The following is an 18091-nucleotide window of genomic DNA, read 5'->3' as shown; positions in this document are numbered from 1 at the left end:
ATTTACTCGAAAAGGACTTTCTGTCCTTCAATAAGGTCATTGATTACGGAAGCATCGGAGAGAGTCGAAGTATCACCGAATTCGGTTCCACCTACCGCAATACTGCGTAGAATGCGGCGCATGATTTTACCGGAGCGGGTCTTGGGCAGGCCTTCGGAGAATTGGATGGCTTCAGGTACAGCAATGGGGCTGATTTTTTCACTTATCCAATTACATAAGGCTGTGCGTGTTTCGTCATCCTGATCCAGACCGCTGCGCAGGGTAACGTATGCGTATACCGATTGTCCTTTGACATCATGGGGAATACCTACAACTGCGGCTTCAGTTACGTCCGGGTGAGCGATAAGTGCGGATTCAATTTCAGTGGTTCCCAGCCGATGGCCGGAAACATTGATCACGTCATCAAGGCGGCCCATAATCCAGTGGAATCCGTCTTCATCAATCCTCGCTCCGTCCCCTGTCTCATAGCTGCCCGGAAAACGTTCAAAGTATGTCCTACGGTAACGAGCGTCATCATTGTGGATGGTGCAGAGCATGCCGGGCCACGGTTCTGTTATCAGCAGGTGTCCGCCTTCATTTGCAGAGGCTTCACTGCCGTCACTGCGCACGATGGCTGTCTTGATTCCGGGTAGAGCATGTCCGGTTGATCCGGGCTTGAGTTTACCCACATAGGGCAGCGGTGAAATAAGGATGCCGCCGGTTTCTGTCTGCCACCATGTGTCCAGCAGGGGCAGTTTGCCCTTGCCTATATGTTCATGGAACCAGATCCAGACTTCCGGGTTGATAGGTTCGCCCACGGAGCCGAGGATGCGCAGGGTGGAAAGGTCGTACTTTTCGGTCCACTGCGAACCTTCGCGCCTAAGGGAGCGGATAGCCGTGGGGGTGGTATAGAAGATGTTTACCCCGTAACGGTTGATGATCTCCCAATAGCGGTCTGGACGGGGATAGGTCGGGACACCTTCGAAGAGCAGGGTGGTCGCTCCAAGGGCCAACGGTCCGTATACAGTGTAGCTGTGTCCGGTGATCCAGCCGATATCGGCAGTGCACCAGTGTACGTCATCGTCTTTCAGGTCAAATACCCATTGGCTGGTGTGGGCGGTGATGGTCATATAACCGCCGGTACTGTGCACTATGCCTTTGGGTTTCCCCGTGGAACCGGAGGTGTGCAGAATGAACATCGGGTCTGTGGAACGCATGGATTCCGGCTTGCAGTAGTCCTCAATGTCCGGTGCTGCCATTTCATCCTGCCACCATGTGTCGCGGCCCTCGATGAAATCTATTTCATCCCCGGTGCGTTTGACCATGATGACCTGTTCAACTGAAGGGCATTCGAAAAGAGCTTCATCCACATTACGCTTCAGGGGAATGGTTTTACCCCCGCGGAGCACACCATCCGCGGCAATGAGTATTTTTGCATCGCAGTCAATTATTCGGCTTTGCAGGCTGACTGCGGAAAATCCGGCGAAAATTACTGAATGCACTGCACCGATACGCGCGCAGGCCAGCATGGAGATAACGAGTTCGGGAACCATTGGCAGATAGATAGCTACCCGGTCACCCTTGGATACACCCATTTTTTTGAGCACATTAGCGAAGCGGCAGACCTTGCGGTGAAGCATGTGGTATGTGAAGACCCGGACTTCATCTTCCGGTTCACCTTGCCAGATCAAGGCGGCCTTGTTGCGTTTGCCGTTTTCCAGATGGCGGTCGAGACAGTTTTCAGAGGCGTTCAGCCTGCCTCCGGCAAACCATTTGTACTCATTTTTTTCAGGATCAGACTCAAGGGCGGTTTTGAAATCCCGTTTCCAAAGTAACAATTCCCGCGCTCTCTCAGCCCAGAATTTTTCGGGATCCTCATCTGCAATACGGCAGGCTTCTTCGTATTGCTGTGCAGTTATATTGGAATTCTCCAGCATTTCCTCTGGAGGATCAAAGGTCCTCTCTTCGTTCATCAGGGTTTCAATGCTGTTCTCACTCATATTTCCGGCTCCGACTCATGAAATTTTATGCTGGTTTGTGTACACTTCAAGTTATCATATACGCTGTTTCAGCCGGGTTGAACAGGGTTGCGGACCGATAACCATCGGCGGAAATGGAATATTTAGGGCTGTGTTGAACGCTTTATGCTTGATATGCAGCTTGATCAACGGGTATGTAGAAGGTTGTGGAAGGATAAGCAGCGGAACCCAAACAAGAGGCTTTCATGAGTGTTATCAATCTGGAATATCTATTTCAGCCCGGATCAGTAGCCGTAATCGGTGCAACCAATGACCCTGCAAATGCGGGAAATATTCTCATGCGCAACCTTATGGGCGGAGGTTTTCTCGGTCCGGTGATGCCGGTGAGTACCGATGCCGAAGCCATTTCCGGAGTTTTGACCTATAAGGATGTGTCTGAACTGCCCAAGGTCCCGGACCTTGCGATTATCTGCCTTCCACTTGAAGAATGTCCGCCTCTGCTGGAAAGGCTTCGCAACATCGGGGTTAAGGCTTGCGCTTTGATCGGTCCGGGGTTTAGTGCCATTCCCGAGAATGAACGGGTCAGGCTGCGGGCCGAGCTGCTCAGGGCGGCCAATTCTCCACAAATGAGAATTCTCGGTCCCAAAAGTCTTGGCTTTATTGTTCCGGCCATGAATCTCAATGCCAGCCTTGCTCCCCTACCTGCCAAGGCGGGCAAAATAGCCTTTGTTTCCCAGTCGGACAGTTTTATCCCTACTGTTCTGGACTGGGCGGCAACAAATGATATCGGTTTTTCCCATGTGGTTTCGCTGGGAAGCCGTATTGATTTAACTTTTGGTGATGTTCTTGACTATCTCGGTTCTGATGCCCAGACCCGTTCCATCCTGCTTTATATTGAATCTATTCATGATGCCCGTGATTTTATGTCCGCGGCTCGTGCGGCTTCGCGTAATAAACCTGTTTTGGCTATCCGTCCGGGGCAGGCTTTGCAGCACGTAACGCAGGAACTGGCCCGCCTGGAAAATGCCATGATTGCCCGGGCCGATGAAGTTTATGATGTGGCCTTCCGCAGGGCCGGGATGCTTCGGGTGCAGACCATTGACGGCATGTTCGACGCAGCGCAGACCCTTGCCAGTTTGCGTCAGCCTGTGCGCGGAGACCGTTTGGCAATTATCGTCAACGGAACCAGCGCGGGACTCGCTGCAGCGGACGGATTGATCCGTCGAGGGGGTAAGCTTGCAAAGCTTTCCGATGATACGGTTGAAAAGCTGAATACCGTATTTGACGGAGAGTGGAGCGGAGGCAACCCGGTGACTATCAAATTTGATACCCCCGGTCAGAAATATCTCGATGCACTCAAGGTGTTGATTAAAGATAAGGAAGTGGACGCTGTGCTGGTGGTCCATGTTCCTTTTGCCGGAATTTCCAGCGCTGAAGTTGCTGAAATTCTTGCCAAGGGCCTTAAGAGGGTCCGGCGTATGGTGCTGACATCATGGCTGGGCTCGGATATGTCCCGCAAGTCGCGTAAAATTTTTTCTGTTCACGGCATTCCTACTTATGAGAGTGCAGATCAGGCTGTGCGTGCGTTTATGTACATGGCCGAGTATCAGCGGAACCAGGAGTTACTGACCGAAACTCCGGATTCTTTGCCTACTGACTTTTTCCCGGACACGACCACTGCCCGAGAGACTGTGCGCAAGGCTCTTTCCGAAGGACGGCAGGAGCTTAATGAACCGGAGGCTCGCAGGGTTCTTGCGGCCTATGGTCTGCCTGTTGTGGAAACAAAGGTGGCACTGTCCGCCCGGGAAGCCGTTATTGCCGCAGATGAGATTGGCTGTCCGGTAGCTCTTAAAATTCGTTCTCCGCAGATTAACCAGCCCTATGATGTAGGGGGTGTTGTCCTTGACCTTGAAAGCACGGAAAAGGTCTGGGAAGCGGCGGCAACCATGCTCACCCGTGTCAACCGCCAGCGTCCTGATGCATATATCGAAGGGTTCACTGTTCAGAAAATGGGTCGCAGGCTTGGGTCCCATGAACTATTCATTTCTGCGTCCGCTGATTCCACCTTCGGTCCGATCATACATTTCGGTCATGGGGGTATGACCCGTGAAGTTGTCCGTGATCAGGCTGTAGCCATGGTGCCATTGAATATGACCCTTGCCCGGGAACTGATCAGCAGGACCCGTATCTCCCGGCTGCTTTCAGGTACTCCCACACAGCCTCCCGCGGACATTGACGACCTTTGTCTGACCTTGATACAGGTTTCGCAGCTCTTTATTGATATCCCACAGATAGTCCATCTGGATATCAACCCTCTCTACGGGGATGATACCGGAGTGTTGGCCCTTGGAGCCAAGATTCTGGTGGCTGAATGCCGTGAGGACTGCCCGCAGTTGGCTATCCGTCCATATCCCCGTGAATTGGAAGAGTGTGTTGTTCTTCGGGACAGCAGGCAGGTAACCCTGCGGCCTATTAGACCTGAAGATGAACCGGCTCATTATAAGTTTTTGGAACAGGTTTCGGATGAGGATATGCGTATGCGGTTTTTTGGCGTGGTGCGCAGGGATTTTGATCACAAAGACATGTCCCGCTTTACCCAGATCAACTATGACCGCGAGATGGCATTTATAGCCACAGCTGTGGGCGAGTCCGGAATTCCTGAAACTCTCGGTGTGGTGCGCACATCCACTAAGCCGGATAATTCCGAGGCTGAGTTTGCCATTTTGATTCGGTCCGATCTTAAAGGAACCGGTCTGGGGTCCATGCTTTTTCATAAAATTATACGCTATACAAAAGAACGCGGTACCCACTGGCTGGTGGGCCAGACTCTTTTCGAAAACAAAGCCATGCAGGGACTTTCTCGAAAGTTCGGATTTGAGATTCGTGAAAATTACGAAGAGGACCTTGTGGAAATGCGGCTTGATTGTACTAAATTGGAAGACGACACGGAGTAGAATTGAATTATCCTGAACCCGCTGCAAGCCGCCGCAAGGCTCTTGTTGGTAATGTATTAAAAGTCCTCCTCGCCGGGGGACTTCTTTTCTGGCTGGTTAAGTCAGGAGGCATTCGCCCGGAATACTTATTGGTGGAAGCAGCTCAGATACCGACCTTGATTATGAGTTGTTTGGTGATTGCGGCAGGGATGGCCCTTTCAGCGCCTCGTTATGTTGAGTTGCTGAAGGGGGCGGGGCTTTCCATTTCTCTGTGGGATAGTTTTAGAATTTCAGCGGTCATGTATTTTTTTACCCAATGTGTTTTGGGATCAGCCAGCGGTGATGTGGCCCGTTATTTTTATACCACCCGCATTACCGGAGAGGGCACCAAGGTTGGTGCCGCCATTATAGTGGACCGCATTGTTGGGATCATGGGATTGTTTTTACTTGGTGGTATGGGGCTGGCCCTAAATTGGTCGCTGGTTGAGAATTCGCTTGAATTACGGCATCTGGCAACACCGGTTATGGCAGTTCTTTGTTTGCTCTGGTTGGGGATATTTCTTGGTTTTTTGTCTTTGGCAAAGGGACGTCTGTTTGGTCTTCTTACAGGGCTTTTTTTTCCTGCTCTGGCCGCAATAGTATGGTGTTCCGGCAATGATTATTTAGCCGCAGAAGTGAGTCCGGTATTGTTTTATGCTTCTTTATTTTCCCTTTGCGGTCCTCTTCTTGCGCCGGAGTTCATGGAAACAGGGTTTATTTACAGGAAATTTTTCAAGGGGTCGAAATTAGGTGAGAAGCTGGGTGAAGTTGTTTCGGCCATACTTATTTATCGGAATTCAGCGTCCTCTCTTTTGAAGATTGCAGCTTTGACAATGGTACAGCACCTTTCACTTATTTATGCGCTTTATTTGCTTTCACAAATTCAGAATCTCCCCCAGTTGCCTGATTTTAATGAAATTTTTGTTTCCGCTCCGCTGGCTTTTCTGGCCGGGATCATTCCTGCCCCAGCCGCTGGACTGGGAGTTAATGAGGCAGCCTTTGAAACCCTGCTCCGTCTGGCTTCAAGCGGCACTGTGACTGCAGGTGCTTCTCTTTTCCTTATGTTTCGTATCTGGAGCACCCTATTTAGTGTGAGTGGAGTTTTTTTTCTTACACGTTCCAAAAAATAAAAACCATGTCGGGCCGTTCTGCGAGGTAAGGCGTTCTTGCGAAGGACTTACCCGGGTGAAGGACCGGACATGGTTTTAAGGAACTTGCACCTGTTCCGGCAGTTCCTGACACCCTCCCGATTGATGTCTTGCTTATCTGATCGGTCTGCGGGATAAAAACTTTACATGTCTCATCAAAAGTAATTTATAAACCGCCCCTTGCATAAACATGGCCGTGGTATGTATGGTCCATCTAATAAGTGCAACCAATCGCAACCGGCGGAGTCTCCAATTGAGGATATTACTTTTATTATTGATAACTGCATTTCTGGTGAATTACCCTTGTTCCGATACTTTTGCTGAAAATGGTACATCTGCATTGAGCGCAGAACAGCAGCAAAGAGGTGCGGATCAGTCACTGGTCCTGCTCATGGAAGGGAATTTGCGATTTGTTAAAGGGAGCAGTGTTTATCCCAACCAGACCTCTCACCAGCGCAAAGTTCTGGCTTTAAGGGGGCAAAATCCTTTTGCCACAGTGGTCACTTCCTCTGATTCGCGAGTTGATCCGGTTTTGATTTTTGACCGTGGCCTAGGTGATCTTTTCACAGTTCGTCTTGCAGGCAATGTGGCTGGTTCGGATACGCTGGCTTCAGTGGAATATTCAATGCTGGCCCTTGAAACCCCATTGCTGGTTGTAATGGGCCATACCCGCTCCACCCTGATAAAAGCTGCTATTGATAAGGTTGAGCTGAAGGGACACCTTGTGCAGCTTATGGGGAAGCTGGAGCCTGCCATTCAAATGACCCGTGTTCTTTACCCATCTCTTAAGGGCGGAGAACTGGCGGATAAGGTGGCGGAAACCAATGTTCGTCAGGTAATGCGCGAGATATTGAGCCAGTGTCCGGCTGTCCTTGAAAAGGTTCGTTCCGGCAAAGCCCAGCTCATGGGTGCTGTTTATGATACTGATACCGGAGCGGTGCGCTGGCTAGGACCTTAAATGCTGCGCAGGCTAATCCACCTGAATCTCATAAGCCTTAAGCTTGCGGTAAAGGGAGCTTCTTTCCAGACCTACTGCTTCGGCCAGTTTTGAAACATTTCCTTTGTACTCGCGGAGCTTGGCCTCTAGGAATTGGGCCTCAAAATCAGCACGGGCTTTTTTGAAATCAACCTCACCTTCCGGCAGGGGTAATGGAAGTTGTTCCTGATCAGTTTCAGGCTTTTCAATGCGGGGACCGTTGGCTATTTCCGGGGGCAGCTTATCCGGCCCAACTTCTTTGCCGCCGAACATGATCAGCATTCTTTCAACAAAGTTTTTCAATTCACGAACATTTCCCGGCCATGAATATTCAGTCAAAATATTGAGAGCTGGTTCGGTGAAGGTCAATGGCTTGAATCCATGCTGACGGTTAAGGCTGGTAATGAATTCATCAATCAGGAGTGGGATGTCTTTGTTTCGGTCACGCAAGGGCGGGACTTCCAGCGGGAAAACTTTCAACCTGTAGTAAAGGTCTTCACGAAAGTTTCCGTTCTTTATTTCCTGAAACAGATCTTTGTTAGTCGCGGCGATAACGCGCACATCAACATTGATAGTCTTCCTTCCGCCGACACGTTCAAAACGCTGTTCTTGGAGAATACGCAGTATTTTGGCCTGTGTTTTCAGACTCATGTCTCCGATTTCATCCAGAAAGAGAGTTCCGTTGTCTGCCAGCTCAAACTTACCTTCCTGAGCTTTTTCCGCGCCGGTGAAAGCTCCTTTTTCATGGCCGAAAAGTTCCGACTCAATCAATTCTTCAGGAATGGCTGCACAGTTTACCGCCACAAGGGGTTTATCCGCCCTTTGGCTTTGGGAGTGGATTGAGCGGGCTACGATTTCTTTACCGGTTCCGTTTTCTCCGGTGATAAGTACCCACGCATCAGTGGGGGCTACCTGACCGATTACCTCGCGCATGGAGTCGATGGATTCGGATTGTCCGGTTAATCTGGCAGGTTGTTCAGCGGCAATGCGGGTGCGCAGAGCTTTGTTTTCTGATTGCAGGCGTGAGAATTCCACGGCTTTTTCAGCTGTAATAACCACCTTTTCAAGGGAAAGAGGTTTTTCGATGAAGTCGAATGCACCCTTTTTGATAGCGGAAACAGCGGTTTCAATATTTCCGTGACCGGAGATCATGACCACGGGCAGCCAGTCCCATTCCTTTTTGATGCGGTCGAGGACCTCAAGTCCATCCATGCCCGGAAGCCAGATGTCCAGAAATACAAGGTCAGGCTGGTCTTCATTGAGATGCTCAAGGGCCTTTTCACCGGATTCAGCCTCGCTTACGTCAAAGCCCTCATCTTCAAGAATTCCGCGAAGGGAGTATCTGATGCCGTCTTCATCATCTACAATCAGTATGTTTTTGCTCATCTATATTTCCGTACGTGTTTCAAAGGAAAAATTATCTTCTTCTATTAATTGGGTGCAGGCATCTACAGCTTCAGGATCATACGCTGTTCCGCGTCCTCGTGCAATTTCCGCCATGGCTCTGGGCAGACCGAGGGCAGCACGGTAGGGTCGGTGGGAACTCATGGCTTCAACTACGTCAGCTACAGCGATAATCCGGGCTTCACGCAGGATATTGTCTCCACTGAGTCCATTGGGGTATCCGGTTCCGTCAATGCGTTCATGGTGCTGAATTACTATATCGGCCACGGGCCATGGAAAGGAAATTCCTTTCAGGATTTCATAGCCTGCTTCACTATGGGTCTTCATCAGGTTCATTTCAAGATTAGTCAGTCTGGTCGGTTTGGAAAGAATCTCTGCCGGGATAGATATTTTCCCGACATCGTGCAGGATCCCTGCAATCCTGATGCAGTTGATTTCTTCTGCTGAGAGCCGCATTTTTACAGCTATGCGACAGGCCAGTTCTGCTACGCGTTGCTGGTGGCCTGAAGTATAAGGGTCTCGTTTCTCAGACATGGCTGTCAGGGAGACAACCGTCTCATCAAAAGTGCGTCTTAGCTGACTGAGGCTTTTTTTAAGTGCGTCTTCACTTTTTTTAAGTTCGGAAATATCCCGTAGAACCACTACCTTACCCACAACATCATTTTTTTCTGAGATTCCTGAGATATTGACTGATACCGGGATAGTTCCTTGTGGACTTTTAAGGACTACATCGCCGAGAACTGAATCATTTTGCGAAAATATTTTGATGGACTCCATTGTAGCGCTTTCAAAAATATCTACAGCTTCCTGAAAATCTCGTCCGAACATATTATCAATGTCACTTTCCATTAGTAAACAAGCGGCTTTATTCATTGATTTGATCCGTCCACGGTGATCCGTGGTGATGACTGCATCATCAATACTGTCGAAAGTTGTTTTCAGCCAGCGGCGATTATCATTGAGGGTGCTTTCTGCATGGTGTTTATAGAGCGCCATTTCAATAGTCAGGTTGAGTTCCCGATCCTCAAAAGGTTTGATTATGTACCCGAACGGTTCAGTTATTTTGGCGCGTTTCAGAGTGTCGTTGTCTGCATAAGCAGTGAGGTAAATAATTGGAATGCTGTGGTATTTCTTGATTTTTGCAGCGGTGTCTATGCCGTCCATGTCCCCTTCAAGCATGATATCCATGAGAATCAGGTCCGGGGAAGTTTCCTCAATAAGTTTTAAGGCCTGTTCTCCGGACGTGGCTATTCCAGCAACATCGTATCCAAGACTTTTGAGTCGTCCCTGTATGTCCAGAGAAACGATAGCTTCGTCTTCAACGACCATTATTCGGGATGGGAGCTTATTTTTGGCATTCTTTTCATTGTATGAAATCATATGAATCCCGCTTGTTACTGTTCACTATAGAAAGTAATTTTTTGAAATACGGTATTATATTAAACGATATTATAAGTGTCAGGCAAGCATAAGGGAAAATATATCAGGTCGGCAGTTCCAGAACGAAGATGGTGCCGTGTGGATCAGCCGGTTTGACTCTAATAAATCCGCGATGATCCGTGACAATGGATTTGACGATAGTCAGACCCAGCCCGGTTCCGCTCTTTTTACTTGAAAAGTAAGGTTCAAACATTCTGGACCGTTCATCTGCGGAGAGTCCGGGGCCGTTATCTTGAACTTCGATTCTCAACCAGCCAAGGGTGGCATCATGCATGGCGGTGATGGTTACTGTGGGAGATTCGCAGTTGTCCAAAGCTTCCGCTGCATTTGTCAGCAGGTTGATTAAAGTACGGCGCATGGCCTCGCGGTCCAGTTCCAATTGCGGCAGTTCTCCGTCAAAGCTCAGCGACCATTCAATGTTGCTGTGGCTGTTGCGGTAAAGGCTGACCACTTCTTCAAGAAGGGGGGCGATATTGTCCGGTTTGAGCCGTACTTCCGGCAGCTTGGCATAGGCGGAAAATTCCTGAACCATCTGTTGCAGATGTTCAACCTGGGAAATTATCAGGTCTGTGGATTCACGGAAAACATTATCCTCGATTTCCTGTCCGAATTTACGCTGCAATCGCTGGGCTGAAAGCTTGATGGGAGTAAGCGGGTTCTTGATCTCATGGGCGATGCGCCTTGCAACCTCGCGCCATGCCGCAATGCGCTGCATTTTTTCCAGTTCGGTAATATCTTCGAACACGGCAACGATACCGGTACTGGAATCCCCGGCTTTGAGGGCCACAACGTTGACCAGAAACTTCCTGTGCCTTCCTTCAACGGTGAGGGATAGCTGCCTTTGCCACTGAGAAAAGGGGCTGGTTGCCATGTGTAAGCGGGCTTCGGCAATAAGTGAGGCCAGATCGCCTTCCGGCAGAAGGGCCAGCGGATCTTTCCCGTGTACAAAGCGGGCTTCGATGCCGAGCATCTCTTCAATGGCAGAGTTGACGGTGCTGATTTTGCCTTCTTCGTTAAGGGAGATAACCCCGGCGGTAATGTTGTTGAGTACCGCTTCCATATAGCGGCCCCTGCGTTCCAGTTCCTGATTCTGCTGTGCCAGCCTGTCGTTGGCTGTTTTCAGGCTTTTCTGGCTGTCTTCAAGGTCTTCTGCCATGCGGTTGAAGGATTGGACCATGAAGCCCAGTTCATCGTCAGAGCGGTCTTCAAGGCGTACGGAAAGGTCACCTCGCGCAATACGCTGTGAACCCGCCGCCAGTGCCTGAATAGGAGCGGAAAGCTCTTTGGAAAGACGGAATCCGAACCAGATGGACCCGAGGATAATCAGCAAGGTGGTAACGCCCAGAGTCAGGTAAAGACTCATCTTGAGCGGGTACTTCAGTGTCTTGAGCTGTTTGTATTCATCAAGACCTCGTACAACCCGGTCCAGCTTGTAAAGCATTCCCTGTCCGATATTTTCCCCGATGATCAGAAACCCTGTTTTGCCCTCATCCACGGGCAGAATACCGATAACCATGTCGTTACCGGGCATGGGGTGGATGGTGGACCAGAACCGTGGATTCTTTTGCATATCCTCCCAATCAACCTTGGCATTGATCTCCGACCATGCCTTGTCCCATGATCCCTGTGAGTACCAGTTGATTTTTTTACGGTCCGGGCGCACAACCCCAAGCAGGCCGAGGTCGTATTCCCCGAGCTTTTTACCGAGAAATTTTTTCATGGATTTACCGCCCCATGCATAGCGGCTTTCCTTGATGGTTCCGAGGATATTTTCCCCGCGCCGTTCCAGTCCCTCCTGCGCCGAGGCATAAAACGCCCTTCCCAGTTCAAGGGATTGGACCATGGATTCTTCAACCTGATTTTTGAACCAGTAATCCACGGAAATCTGCACGAACTGCATGGCCATGAAAAACATGAGCAGGGTCGGAACAAGGGAAAGCGACATGAAAGACAGGACCATGCGCGTTCGCAGCTTGGAGCCGAGCACCCTGCGCCGTCGTTCAAGAAGCAGTTTGACTCCGTTGCGGACCACGATGAACAGGACAATGAGCAGCAGAATGAAGTTCAGGTTGAACAGACCTACGAAAAGGTAGGAGTTTACCCCGATGTATTTGAGCTGTACAAAGCCCAGTGCCACGAAGACCAGCAGGCAGAAAAAGGCAATATAATATTCCCGTTGCCTGCGTTTGCGTTCCTTGGTGTCGGGCACACTTATTTTGATATTCTGTTCAGTCATTGCGATTCTAAAATCAGTAGGTGAAATCCAGCTGATAGGTGGCGGCCGGGATTACGTCCCAAGACCAGAAAAAGAGAGTACTCTTGAGCCATGCCGGGACTTCTGTGCGGTCTAGGCGAACTTTCAGGCGCAGGTTGTATCGTTCCCCGCGTTTGAGAGTGGACCATGGGCCTAAATCAAGGATAAAATTTTTCCATTCTTCTCGTAAAAGTATGGACAGGTTTTTGTGTTTTAATATTTTAGCTCCGGGTTTTTCCAGTACAAACTGGTTGGAGAGGGAGTCAAAATAAAGTTTATTGCTATACGTTTTGCTTGCTACTTTTGAGTCCAGCCAGACATTTTTATGCTCAAAGAGGGAAGCATCACATTCAAGTTTAAGTTTCATACCGTTTAGCAGGGCATCTTCCACTTGTGCGTCGGCGACAAGTTCAATTCCGAAGCGGGCCATGATGGAACCGGCCTGATTATCGAGAACCATATTCTTGAGTTGCAGGGAACTTGCCTGTGCGCCTGCCGGGAGGAAAATGGTCAACATGCCCAGCCACAGGAGCATGACTCTCCAGTCTTTGGAGAGTGTACATGTTTGCTGAGCCGTTTTTATCATTGATGTTTCTGCTTTCATTAGAAATATTTTCCTCCCGTTTCCGGGCATAACGTACCAGTCGCCAATCATTTGTTCAACACCATGATTGCAGAGTGTTACAATTGATATGAAACTGTCTTTTCAAATCATAATGGTATATAAAAGTTAGATAGGATCTATAGCGGAGGTATCATAATCAGATGCTCAAAAAAATACGCACACATTGGAACAGGTTGAATCGTCCGGGTAAGGTTGGGCTGATAGTAGCCGGACTGCTCATTTTTTATACTATCATTGGGTTTTTACTCATCCCCTTTACCATCAAGAAAGTTGCGCTCTCTAAACTCCCCGCTGTGCTGAACAGGGATGTGCGTATTGAACAGGTGGATTTGAATCCCTATACCCTTCAACTGACTGTTCATGGTTTTGAGATCGGTAAGAAAGAGGGTGAAGGAAATTTGTTTTCTTTTAAAACGTTTGATCTGAATCTTGATTCTTTTTCTTTGTTTCGTCTTTCCCTGATTCTTGATGAAATCAAAATAGTGGATCCGCAGATTGATCTTGCTGTTTTCAGGGGCGGCAGCAGTGTCTCAGATCTTATTCCTGAAGGCGATGTTGAGGAGCAGCCGGAAGAAGCAAACACGGATGAAAAAGAACTGTTTCCATTTATCGTACGTGATCTGGTTGTAAGCAACGGTACCTGTAGGGTTTACGATAAGGTTCGTGATGTGCGCCATGAGATTTCCAGCCTTGATCTGTTTGTGCCGTTCACCTCGTCTCTTCTTCGCGATAATGAGAAGCAGGTCCAGCCCAGTCTTGATATGATTATCAATGGGACTCCTTTTGCCCTGAAAGGGCATACTCTGCCCTTTAACCAGAGTTTGAAGACGCAGTTCGACTTCTCCCTTAAAGATGCGCAGCTGGCCGAGTACTGGCCTTACCTGCCCATCTACGAAACTACCGAATTGAAAAGCGGTAGCCTGAGTTCAGATCTGGTCCTTTCTTTTGAGCGCGGAGATACCATTCTGCCGAGAGTGCAGATAAGCGGTAAAGCCAATATCACCAATTTTGACCTTGCTGCTAGAAAAGGGCCTTCCCTGCTCAAATTTAAAGATCTTGATGTAGAGTTGGAGGAAGTTCGCATACTGCAACGTATACTGAAAATTTCATCTGTTAATTTGAGTGATCCATATCTTAAAGTCGGACTCAAAGAGGACGGCAGCCCGGACCTGCTTGATTATCTCGCCCCCTCCATTGAAGCCGGGGAAAAATCGAAAGAAACTGAAGGCGGTTCCAAAGAAGAATCAGGGCCTGCTGTGGCTGCCTTGGTTAGGGATTTCAGGCTTGATAACGGGCAGGTGGATTTCACCGATAATGCTTTCGGTAAAGGTTTTAATAAGAAAATCGGTCCGATTATGGTTCATGCCGGAAATGTGAGCACAGCAGAGAATGCTGCCGGGAGCTGGGATTTCCGTATCGGTTCCAATGCTACTGAAGTAATCAGCGGTCAGGGCGGTTTGTCTGTTATTCCCTTGTCCGTGAATGGTTCTATTGCCGTAGAGGATCTTGATATTCCTGATTACCATGTTTATCTGGACGATCCGCTGCCTCTGGATGTTGCCGGGGGTAAGGTCGGTCTGGGCAGTGATTTTCAGCTTGGTCTTCGGAATGAAACTTCAGTTCGGCTGAAAAATATCAGGGTCAATGTTGATGGGCTTGATCTGCAACCCAAGGGCGGCGGCAAGACTTTGATCGGTCTTGGTGGATTTGCCATGAACAACGGTACTGTTGATTTGCAGGAAAAGTCCGTGTTCATAGATTCCATTGATCTCAACAAACTCCTCATTAGGCTTATGCGCGATAAAAAGGGGATCGACCTGATCAAGCAGATCGAGCAGCATCAGAAGAACGCGAAAAATGTTGGTGTTCCGGTTAAGCAACAGGAAGAAGGTGCGGACTCTGCTGATGCGGAGGGAGAGACGTGGAAGGTGGCTTTGAACAGGTTTCAGCTTTCTGAATCAGGGGTTGAATTGACCGACCGCGCGGCTACCAAAAAGACCGTCACCAGCATCAGTGATATCAAGATCGGTGTTAACGGGCTTACTTTTCCGGAAGAGAAGCCACTTAAGCTTAACCTTTCCGCTCTTATCAACAAGCGCGGGTCTATCAAAATAGACGGACAAGCAGGTCCGCAGTCACTTAAAGGAAAGGGCAGTGTACAGCTTCGCAAACTCCGGTTGAGGGATTTCAACGGCTACCTGCCGCCACAGATGCAGATGAATATTGCCCGCGGGCATGTTGATGTGCGTGGTAATTGGGATTTCTCTGCTGCAAATGAACCTGTTGCGGGATACACCGGCAAGGTTCAGCTCAAGGATCTTCTTATCCGCGATAATCAGGGAAACAAGCAGTTTTTCCATCTGGAAGATTTAGCTGTTCGTGAAATTGATTTCCGTTCCGCGCCGCTTAAGGTCAAAGTCGGCTCCATCGCAGTGCTCGCTCCCAAAGCTAATCTGGAGCGGGAGCAGGATGGCACCTTCAATATTGCGCGTATGTTGACCGGAAAGCGTGCTGAGCCTGTGGACGAAGAGGCTCTGGAAGAGCAGGCCGAACTTGCAGCGGAAAAGGCTGCAGTGGCAACCAAAGAAGGCAGCCCCCCAGTTGACGGGGTAGCCGAACTCAAAGAGCCGACAGCAGAAGAAAAGCAGGAAAATGTTGTTGCCATAGATGAAATTTTCATGAGCAACGGCACTGTGTCCTTTAAAGATTATACCGTTTCTCCTGCCTTTGAGCTGGATATTTCCAAGATGCGTTCTGCCGTACGTGGGCTTGAGTTGCCTCATGGCGAACGCACGGACATTTCATTTAATGCTACCCTTGATAGGCAATCTCCATTGGTGGCAGAAGGGTATCTGCAACCTACAGTTGAAGGGGCGGATACTGATATCAATGTTTCCGTCGCAAATTTGGATATGACTCAGCTTTCGCCCTACACCGAGAAGTTCATTGCTTATCCGGTAAGTACCGGGATGCTCAGCTCTGATGTGTGTGTGAAGTTGCGCGGCAAGTTCATTGCTGTGAATAATGTTTTCGATATTTATCAGTTCGAAGTCGGTAAGAAGGTGGACAATCCTGATGCGCCCAACATCCCAATCGGTCTTGGATTGGCGCTGCTCAGGGACAGCAGCGGTAATATCAGGCTCGATATCCCCGTAGAGGGCGACCTTTCCGATCCCCAGTTCAAGTTGGGTAAAGTCATAGCACGGGCTATCGTCAATCTGCTGGTCAAGGCTGTCACTTCGCCTTTTGCTCTGATCGGTGCTCTGGTTGGTGGTGGCGAGGATATGGATGTTATGGCTTTTGAAGCTGGCAAGGTCGGTTTCAAGGAAGGCGAGCAGTCCAAGATGGAGTCTGTTGCCAAGGCCATGCAGGATCGTCCGGGGCTTAAGCTGGAGGTCAGCGGCTTCACTGCGCCAGAGGATATTCCGGCCATGGAAGAAGCCGAGTTCCGCAGGCAGGTTGCCATGCCCAAGTTCCTTGAGCTTGAAGGCGATGAGAATGCGCCCAAGTCTGTTGATGATGTCGTTATTACCGAAGAAGAGTATCCCGAATATCTGGAAGCTGCCTACAAGGATGCTACTTTTGAAAGACCGACCAACTTCCTTGGCATCGTGGTTGCCCAGCCTGTTCCAGATATGGAAAAGGCTCTGCGTGATCACATTAAGGTCACTGATACGCAGCTGGCTGATCTGGCGCGGCGCAGGTCTGAGCTGGTGCGTACCTTTTTGGTGGAGCAGTCCGGTATTGCCCCCGAAAGGGTTTTCCTTAAGGGAATGTCAGCCACCGGAAAGGGAACTGGCCCGCGTGTTGAGCTTGGGTTGCAATAATAATGTTTGTTTTGAGAGTTTCATATATAAATTAAGCAAAAAAGGAGAGAAAATATGTCTTGGTTAAAAAAAATGGCTTATGTTTTGTGTTTAGTAGCACTTCTCGGTGCAATGTCCGGTTGCAGTGAGGAAGGGCCTGCGGAAAAGGCAGGAAAGAAAATTGATGAGGCTATGGATCAGGCTAAGGATAAGATGGATGATATGGGTGATGATGCAAAAAGTGCATTTGATGATCTGAAAAAGAAAGCTGACGAGGCTATGGATAACTAGTCATAACCGGCTGCTATATTACGATTCTTTAAAACCGTCGGTCCGTTTGGTCCGGCGGTTTTCTTTTATGCAGGGTATGGAAATTGACTTGCGGTTGGTTCAGTGGTTCATTGAGACTTTCGAATAACCGAACCATTTGGAGGAAATAAAATGGCTGAATATACATACGAAAGTCTGGAAGCACTGCTCAAGGAAAGGATCGGCGACGCCATGCCCGAAGGAGCAATGGAAGATATCCACAAGGCCCTGAAGATCACCGAAAAGATGGAAGAAGATGGCTGGAAATTTCAGCTCGAAGATTTAAGCCGCGGCAGCATGACTGAAACCGATTGGCGCGCAACTCTCAAGAAAGACGGCAAAGAGTTTGCCGGGCAGAGTGATCACGCGGCATTGGCAGTTTGTGTTGCTGTTGCGGATGCTATTGTGGGGTAGGGGATCTCATTTCAGTAATAGAGCCGTCGTAACTAGGTTTCGACGGCTTTATTGTTTTTGTTTGTGGGAGCTAATTAGTTTTCTGGAGTATTACGACATTCCAGGTATTGATAGAGAGATAGGTATGGGCAGACACCAAAAGTTTTAATTTTAATGTCATTAAAATAATGGCTTAAAACTTCCGTTATTTCTTTTGCTGTATTGACATGCTCATGGCGGATTAATTCGAAGTAGTCCAATTTATATTTAAGCCTGAATTCGAGGCCAGTACCTATCAATTGGGCTAAGTACCAAAGGGGAGTCCCCTCACTGGGGATGGCTACTTGCAGTACTCCGTCAGGTTTAAGGAGGTTGCGACACTGGCTAACGAGATCTGGTAGCTCACATATATGTTCAAATGCAGCAACGCTTAGAATACGATCGTATTGTGTCTCTGGTAGCTCATTAATGTTGCTATAAATGTTTCTTACATGCTTTAGGTTGCCACTTCCTTTGTAGAGCCCTTCATATGGCTCTACTATATCATATGATGTAAAATTATTTTCATATGGGATGTGATTGAGTGTACCTGCCCCAATTTCAAGAATGTTCCCTTCTGTTTTCAATTCTGCTATTTTTATATGCATCCATTTTTCTAAAGTTGTGGCTACAAATGAAGCTGCTGTATCTCCTTCCCGATTTGCTTTGTAATGCTCGTGATAGATTTTTTGCATTTCATCAGAGAGAGGCGGTCTTTTTTTAGGGAATTTATTTAAAATATTACTCATAAAATTTTCGATCCTTTA

At 48.6% G+C, this 18091-nt stretch carries 12 protein-coding genes; 6 read left to right on the top strand and 6 right to left on the bottom strand.

Features of this window, described 5'->3' with window-relative positions:
* Positions 1-2: 2 nt before the first annotated feature.
* Positions 3-1979 (bottom strand): acetate--CoA ligase, encoded by a 1977-nt coding sequence (acs, locus tag DESAL_RS18760; protein WP_015853545.1) that lies wholly within the window; start codon positions 1977-1979, stop codon positions 3-5.
* A 224-nt stretch (positions 1980-2203) separates the two neighbouring features.
* Here acs and DESAL_RS18755 point away from each other — a divergent pair, with 224 nt between their 5' ends.
* From DESAL_RS18755 to DESAL_RS18745, 3 genes are all read left to right on the top strand, one after another.
* Positions 2204-4912: a bifunctional acetate--CoA ligase family protein/GNAT family N-acetyltransferase gene (locus DESAL_RS18755; protein WP_015853544.1), complete on the top strand. Its 2709-nt coding sequence runs from the start codon at positions 2204-2206 to the stop codon at positions 4910-4912.
* Positions 4913-4914: 2 nt separating this feature from the next.
* Complete coding sequence (locus tag DESAL_RS18750; protein ID WP_015853543.1) at positions 4915-6060, top strand: lysylphosphatidylglycerol synthase transmembrane domain-containing protein; 1146 nt, start codon at positions 4915-4917, stop codon at positions 6058-6060.
* Positions 6061-6331: 271 nt separating this feature from the next.
* Positions 6332-7036, top strand: a complete 705-nt coding sequence (locus DESAL_RS18745; protein ID WP_015853542.1) for a carbonic anhydrase — start codon at positions 6332-6334, stop codon at positions 7034-7036.
* A gap of 12 nt (positions 7037-7048) precedes the next feature.
* Here DESAL_RS18745 and DESAL_RS18740 read toward each other — a convergent pair whose 3' ends face one another.
* From DESAL_RS18740 to DESAL_RS18725, 4 genes are all read right to left on the bottom strand, one after another.
* Positions 7049-8440, bottom strand: a complete 1392-nt coding sequence (locus tag DESAL_RS18740) for a sigma-54-dependent transcriptional regulator (protein ID WP_015853541.1) — start codon at positions 8438-8440, stop codon at positions 7049-7051.
* Positions 8441-9838 (bottom strand): HD domain-containing phosphohydrolase, encoded by a 1398-nt coding sequence (locus DESAL_RS18735; protein ID WP_015853540.1) that lies wholly within the window; start codon positions 9836-9838, stop codon positions 8441-8443.
* 103 nt (positions 9839-9941) lie between these two features.
* Positions 9942-12134, bottom strand: a complete 2193-nt coding sequence (locus DESAL_RS18730; protein ID WP_015853539.1) for a sensor histidine kinase — start codon at positions 12132-12134, stop codon at positions 9942-9944.
* A 13-nt stretch (positions 12135-12147) separates the two neighbouring features.
* A complete protein-coding gene (locus DESAL_RS18725) occupies positions 12148-12756 on the bottom strand; it encodes a DUF4390 domain-containing protein (RefSeq protein ID WP_015853538.1) in 609 nt (202 codons plus the stop codon).
* 161 nt (positions 12757-12917) lie between these two features.
* Between DESAL_RS18725 and DESAL_RS18720 the strand changes: the two genes are divergently transcribed.
* From DESAL_RS18720 to DESAL_RS18710, 3 genes are all read left to right on the top strand, one after another.
* Positions 12918-16604, top strand: a complete 3687-nt coding sequence (locus DESAL_RS18720) for a DUF748 domain-containing protein (protein WP_015853537.1) — start codon at positions 12918-12920, stop codon at positions 16602-16604.
* A 54-nt stretch (positions 16605-16658) separates the two neighbouring features.
* On the top strand, positions 16659-16874 hold the full coding sequence (locus DESAL_RS18715) for a hypothetical protein (protein WP_015853536.1): 216 nt from the start codon (positions 16659-16661) through the stop codon (positions 16872-16874).
* A 150-nt stretch (positions 16875-17024) separates the two neighbouring features.
* Entirely contained in the window at positions 17025-17306 is a 282-nt protein-coding gene (locus DESAL_RS18710; protein ID WP_015853535.1) for a BC1872 family protein, read from the top strand.
* A 74-nt stretch (positions 17307-17380) separates the two neighbouring features.
* Here the strand turns inward: DESAL_RS18710 and DESAL_RS19935 are convergent, their stop codons facing one another.
* Positions 17381-18073 (bottom strand): methyltransferase domain-containing protein, encoded by a 693-nt coding sequence (locus tag DESAL_RS19935; protein WP_015853534.1) that lies wholly within the window; start codon positions 18071-18073, stop codon positions 17381-17383.
* Between the last annotated feature and the right edge of the window lie 18 nt (positions 18074-18091).

Origin of the sequence: Maridesulfovibrio salexigens DSM 2638 (assembly GCF_000023445.1) — a bacterium.
In the GTDB taxonomy this organism is placed as follows: Bacteria; Desulfobacterota; Desulfovibrionia; order Desulfovibrionales; family Desulfovibrionaceae; genus Maridesulfovibrio; species Maridesulfovibrio salexigens.
This window is presented reverse-complemented; position numbering and strand designations above follow the sequence as displayed.

What these genes read in the sequence shown, in the direction of transcription:
- DESAL_RS18715 (WP_015853536.1), top strand. Translation starts at nt 16,659, where the DNA reads ATGTCTTGGTTAAAAAAAATGGCTTATGTTTTGTGTTTAGTAGCACTT.
- DESAL_RS18730 (WP_015853539.1), bottom strand. Translation starts at nt 12,134, where the DNA reads ATGACTGAACAGAATATCAAAATAAGTGTGCCCGACACCAAGGAACGC.
- acs (WP_015853545.1), bottom strand. Translation starts at nt 1,979, where the DNA reads ATGAGTGAGAACAGCATTGAAACCCTGATGAACGAAGAGAGGACCTTT.
- DESAL_RS18740 (WP_015853541.1), bottom strand. Translation starts at nt 8,440, where the DNA reads ATGAGCAAAAACATACTGATTGTAGATGATGAAGACGGCATCAGATAC.
- DESAL_RS19935 (WP_015853534.1), bottom strand. Translation starts at nt 18,073, where the DNA reads ATGAGTAATATTTTAAATAAATTCCCTAAAAAAAGACCGCCTCTCTCT.
- DESAL_RS18725 (WP_015853538.1), bottom strand. Translation starts at nt 12,756, where the DNA reads ATGAAAGCAGAAACATCAATGATAAAAACGGCTCAGCAAACATGTACA.
- DESAL_RS18755 (WP_015853544.1), top strand. Translation starts at nt 2,204, where the DNA reads ATGAGTGTTATCAATCTGGAATATCTATTTCAGCCCGGATCAGTAGCC.
- DESAL_RS18710 (WP_015853535.1), top strand. Translation starts at nt 17,025, where the DNA reads ATGGCTGAATATACATACGAAAGTCTGGAAGCACTGCTCAAGGAAAGG.
- DESAL_RS18735 (WP_015853540.1), bottom strand. Translation starts at nt 9,838, where the DNA reads ATGATTTCATACAATGAAAAGAATGCCAAAAATAAGCTCCCATCCCGA.
- DESAL_RS18720 (WP_015853537.1), top strand. Translation starts at nt 12,918, where the DNA reads ATGCTCAAAAAAATACGCACACATTGGAACAGGTTGAATCGTCCGGGT.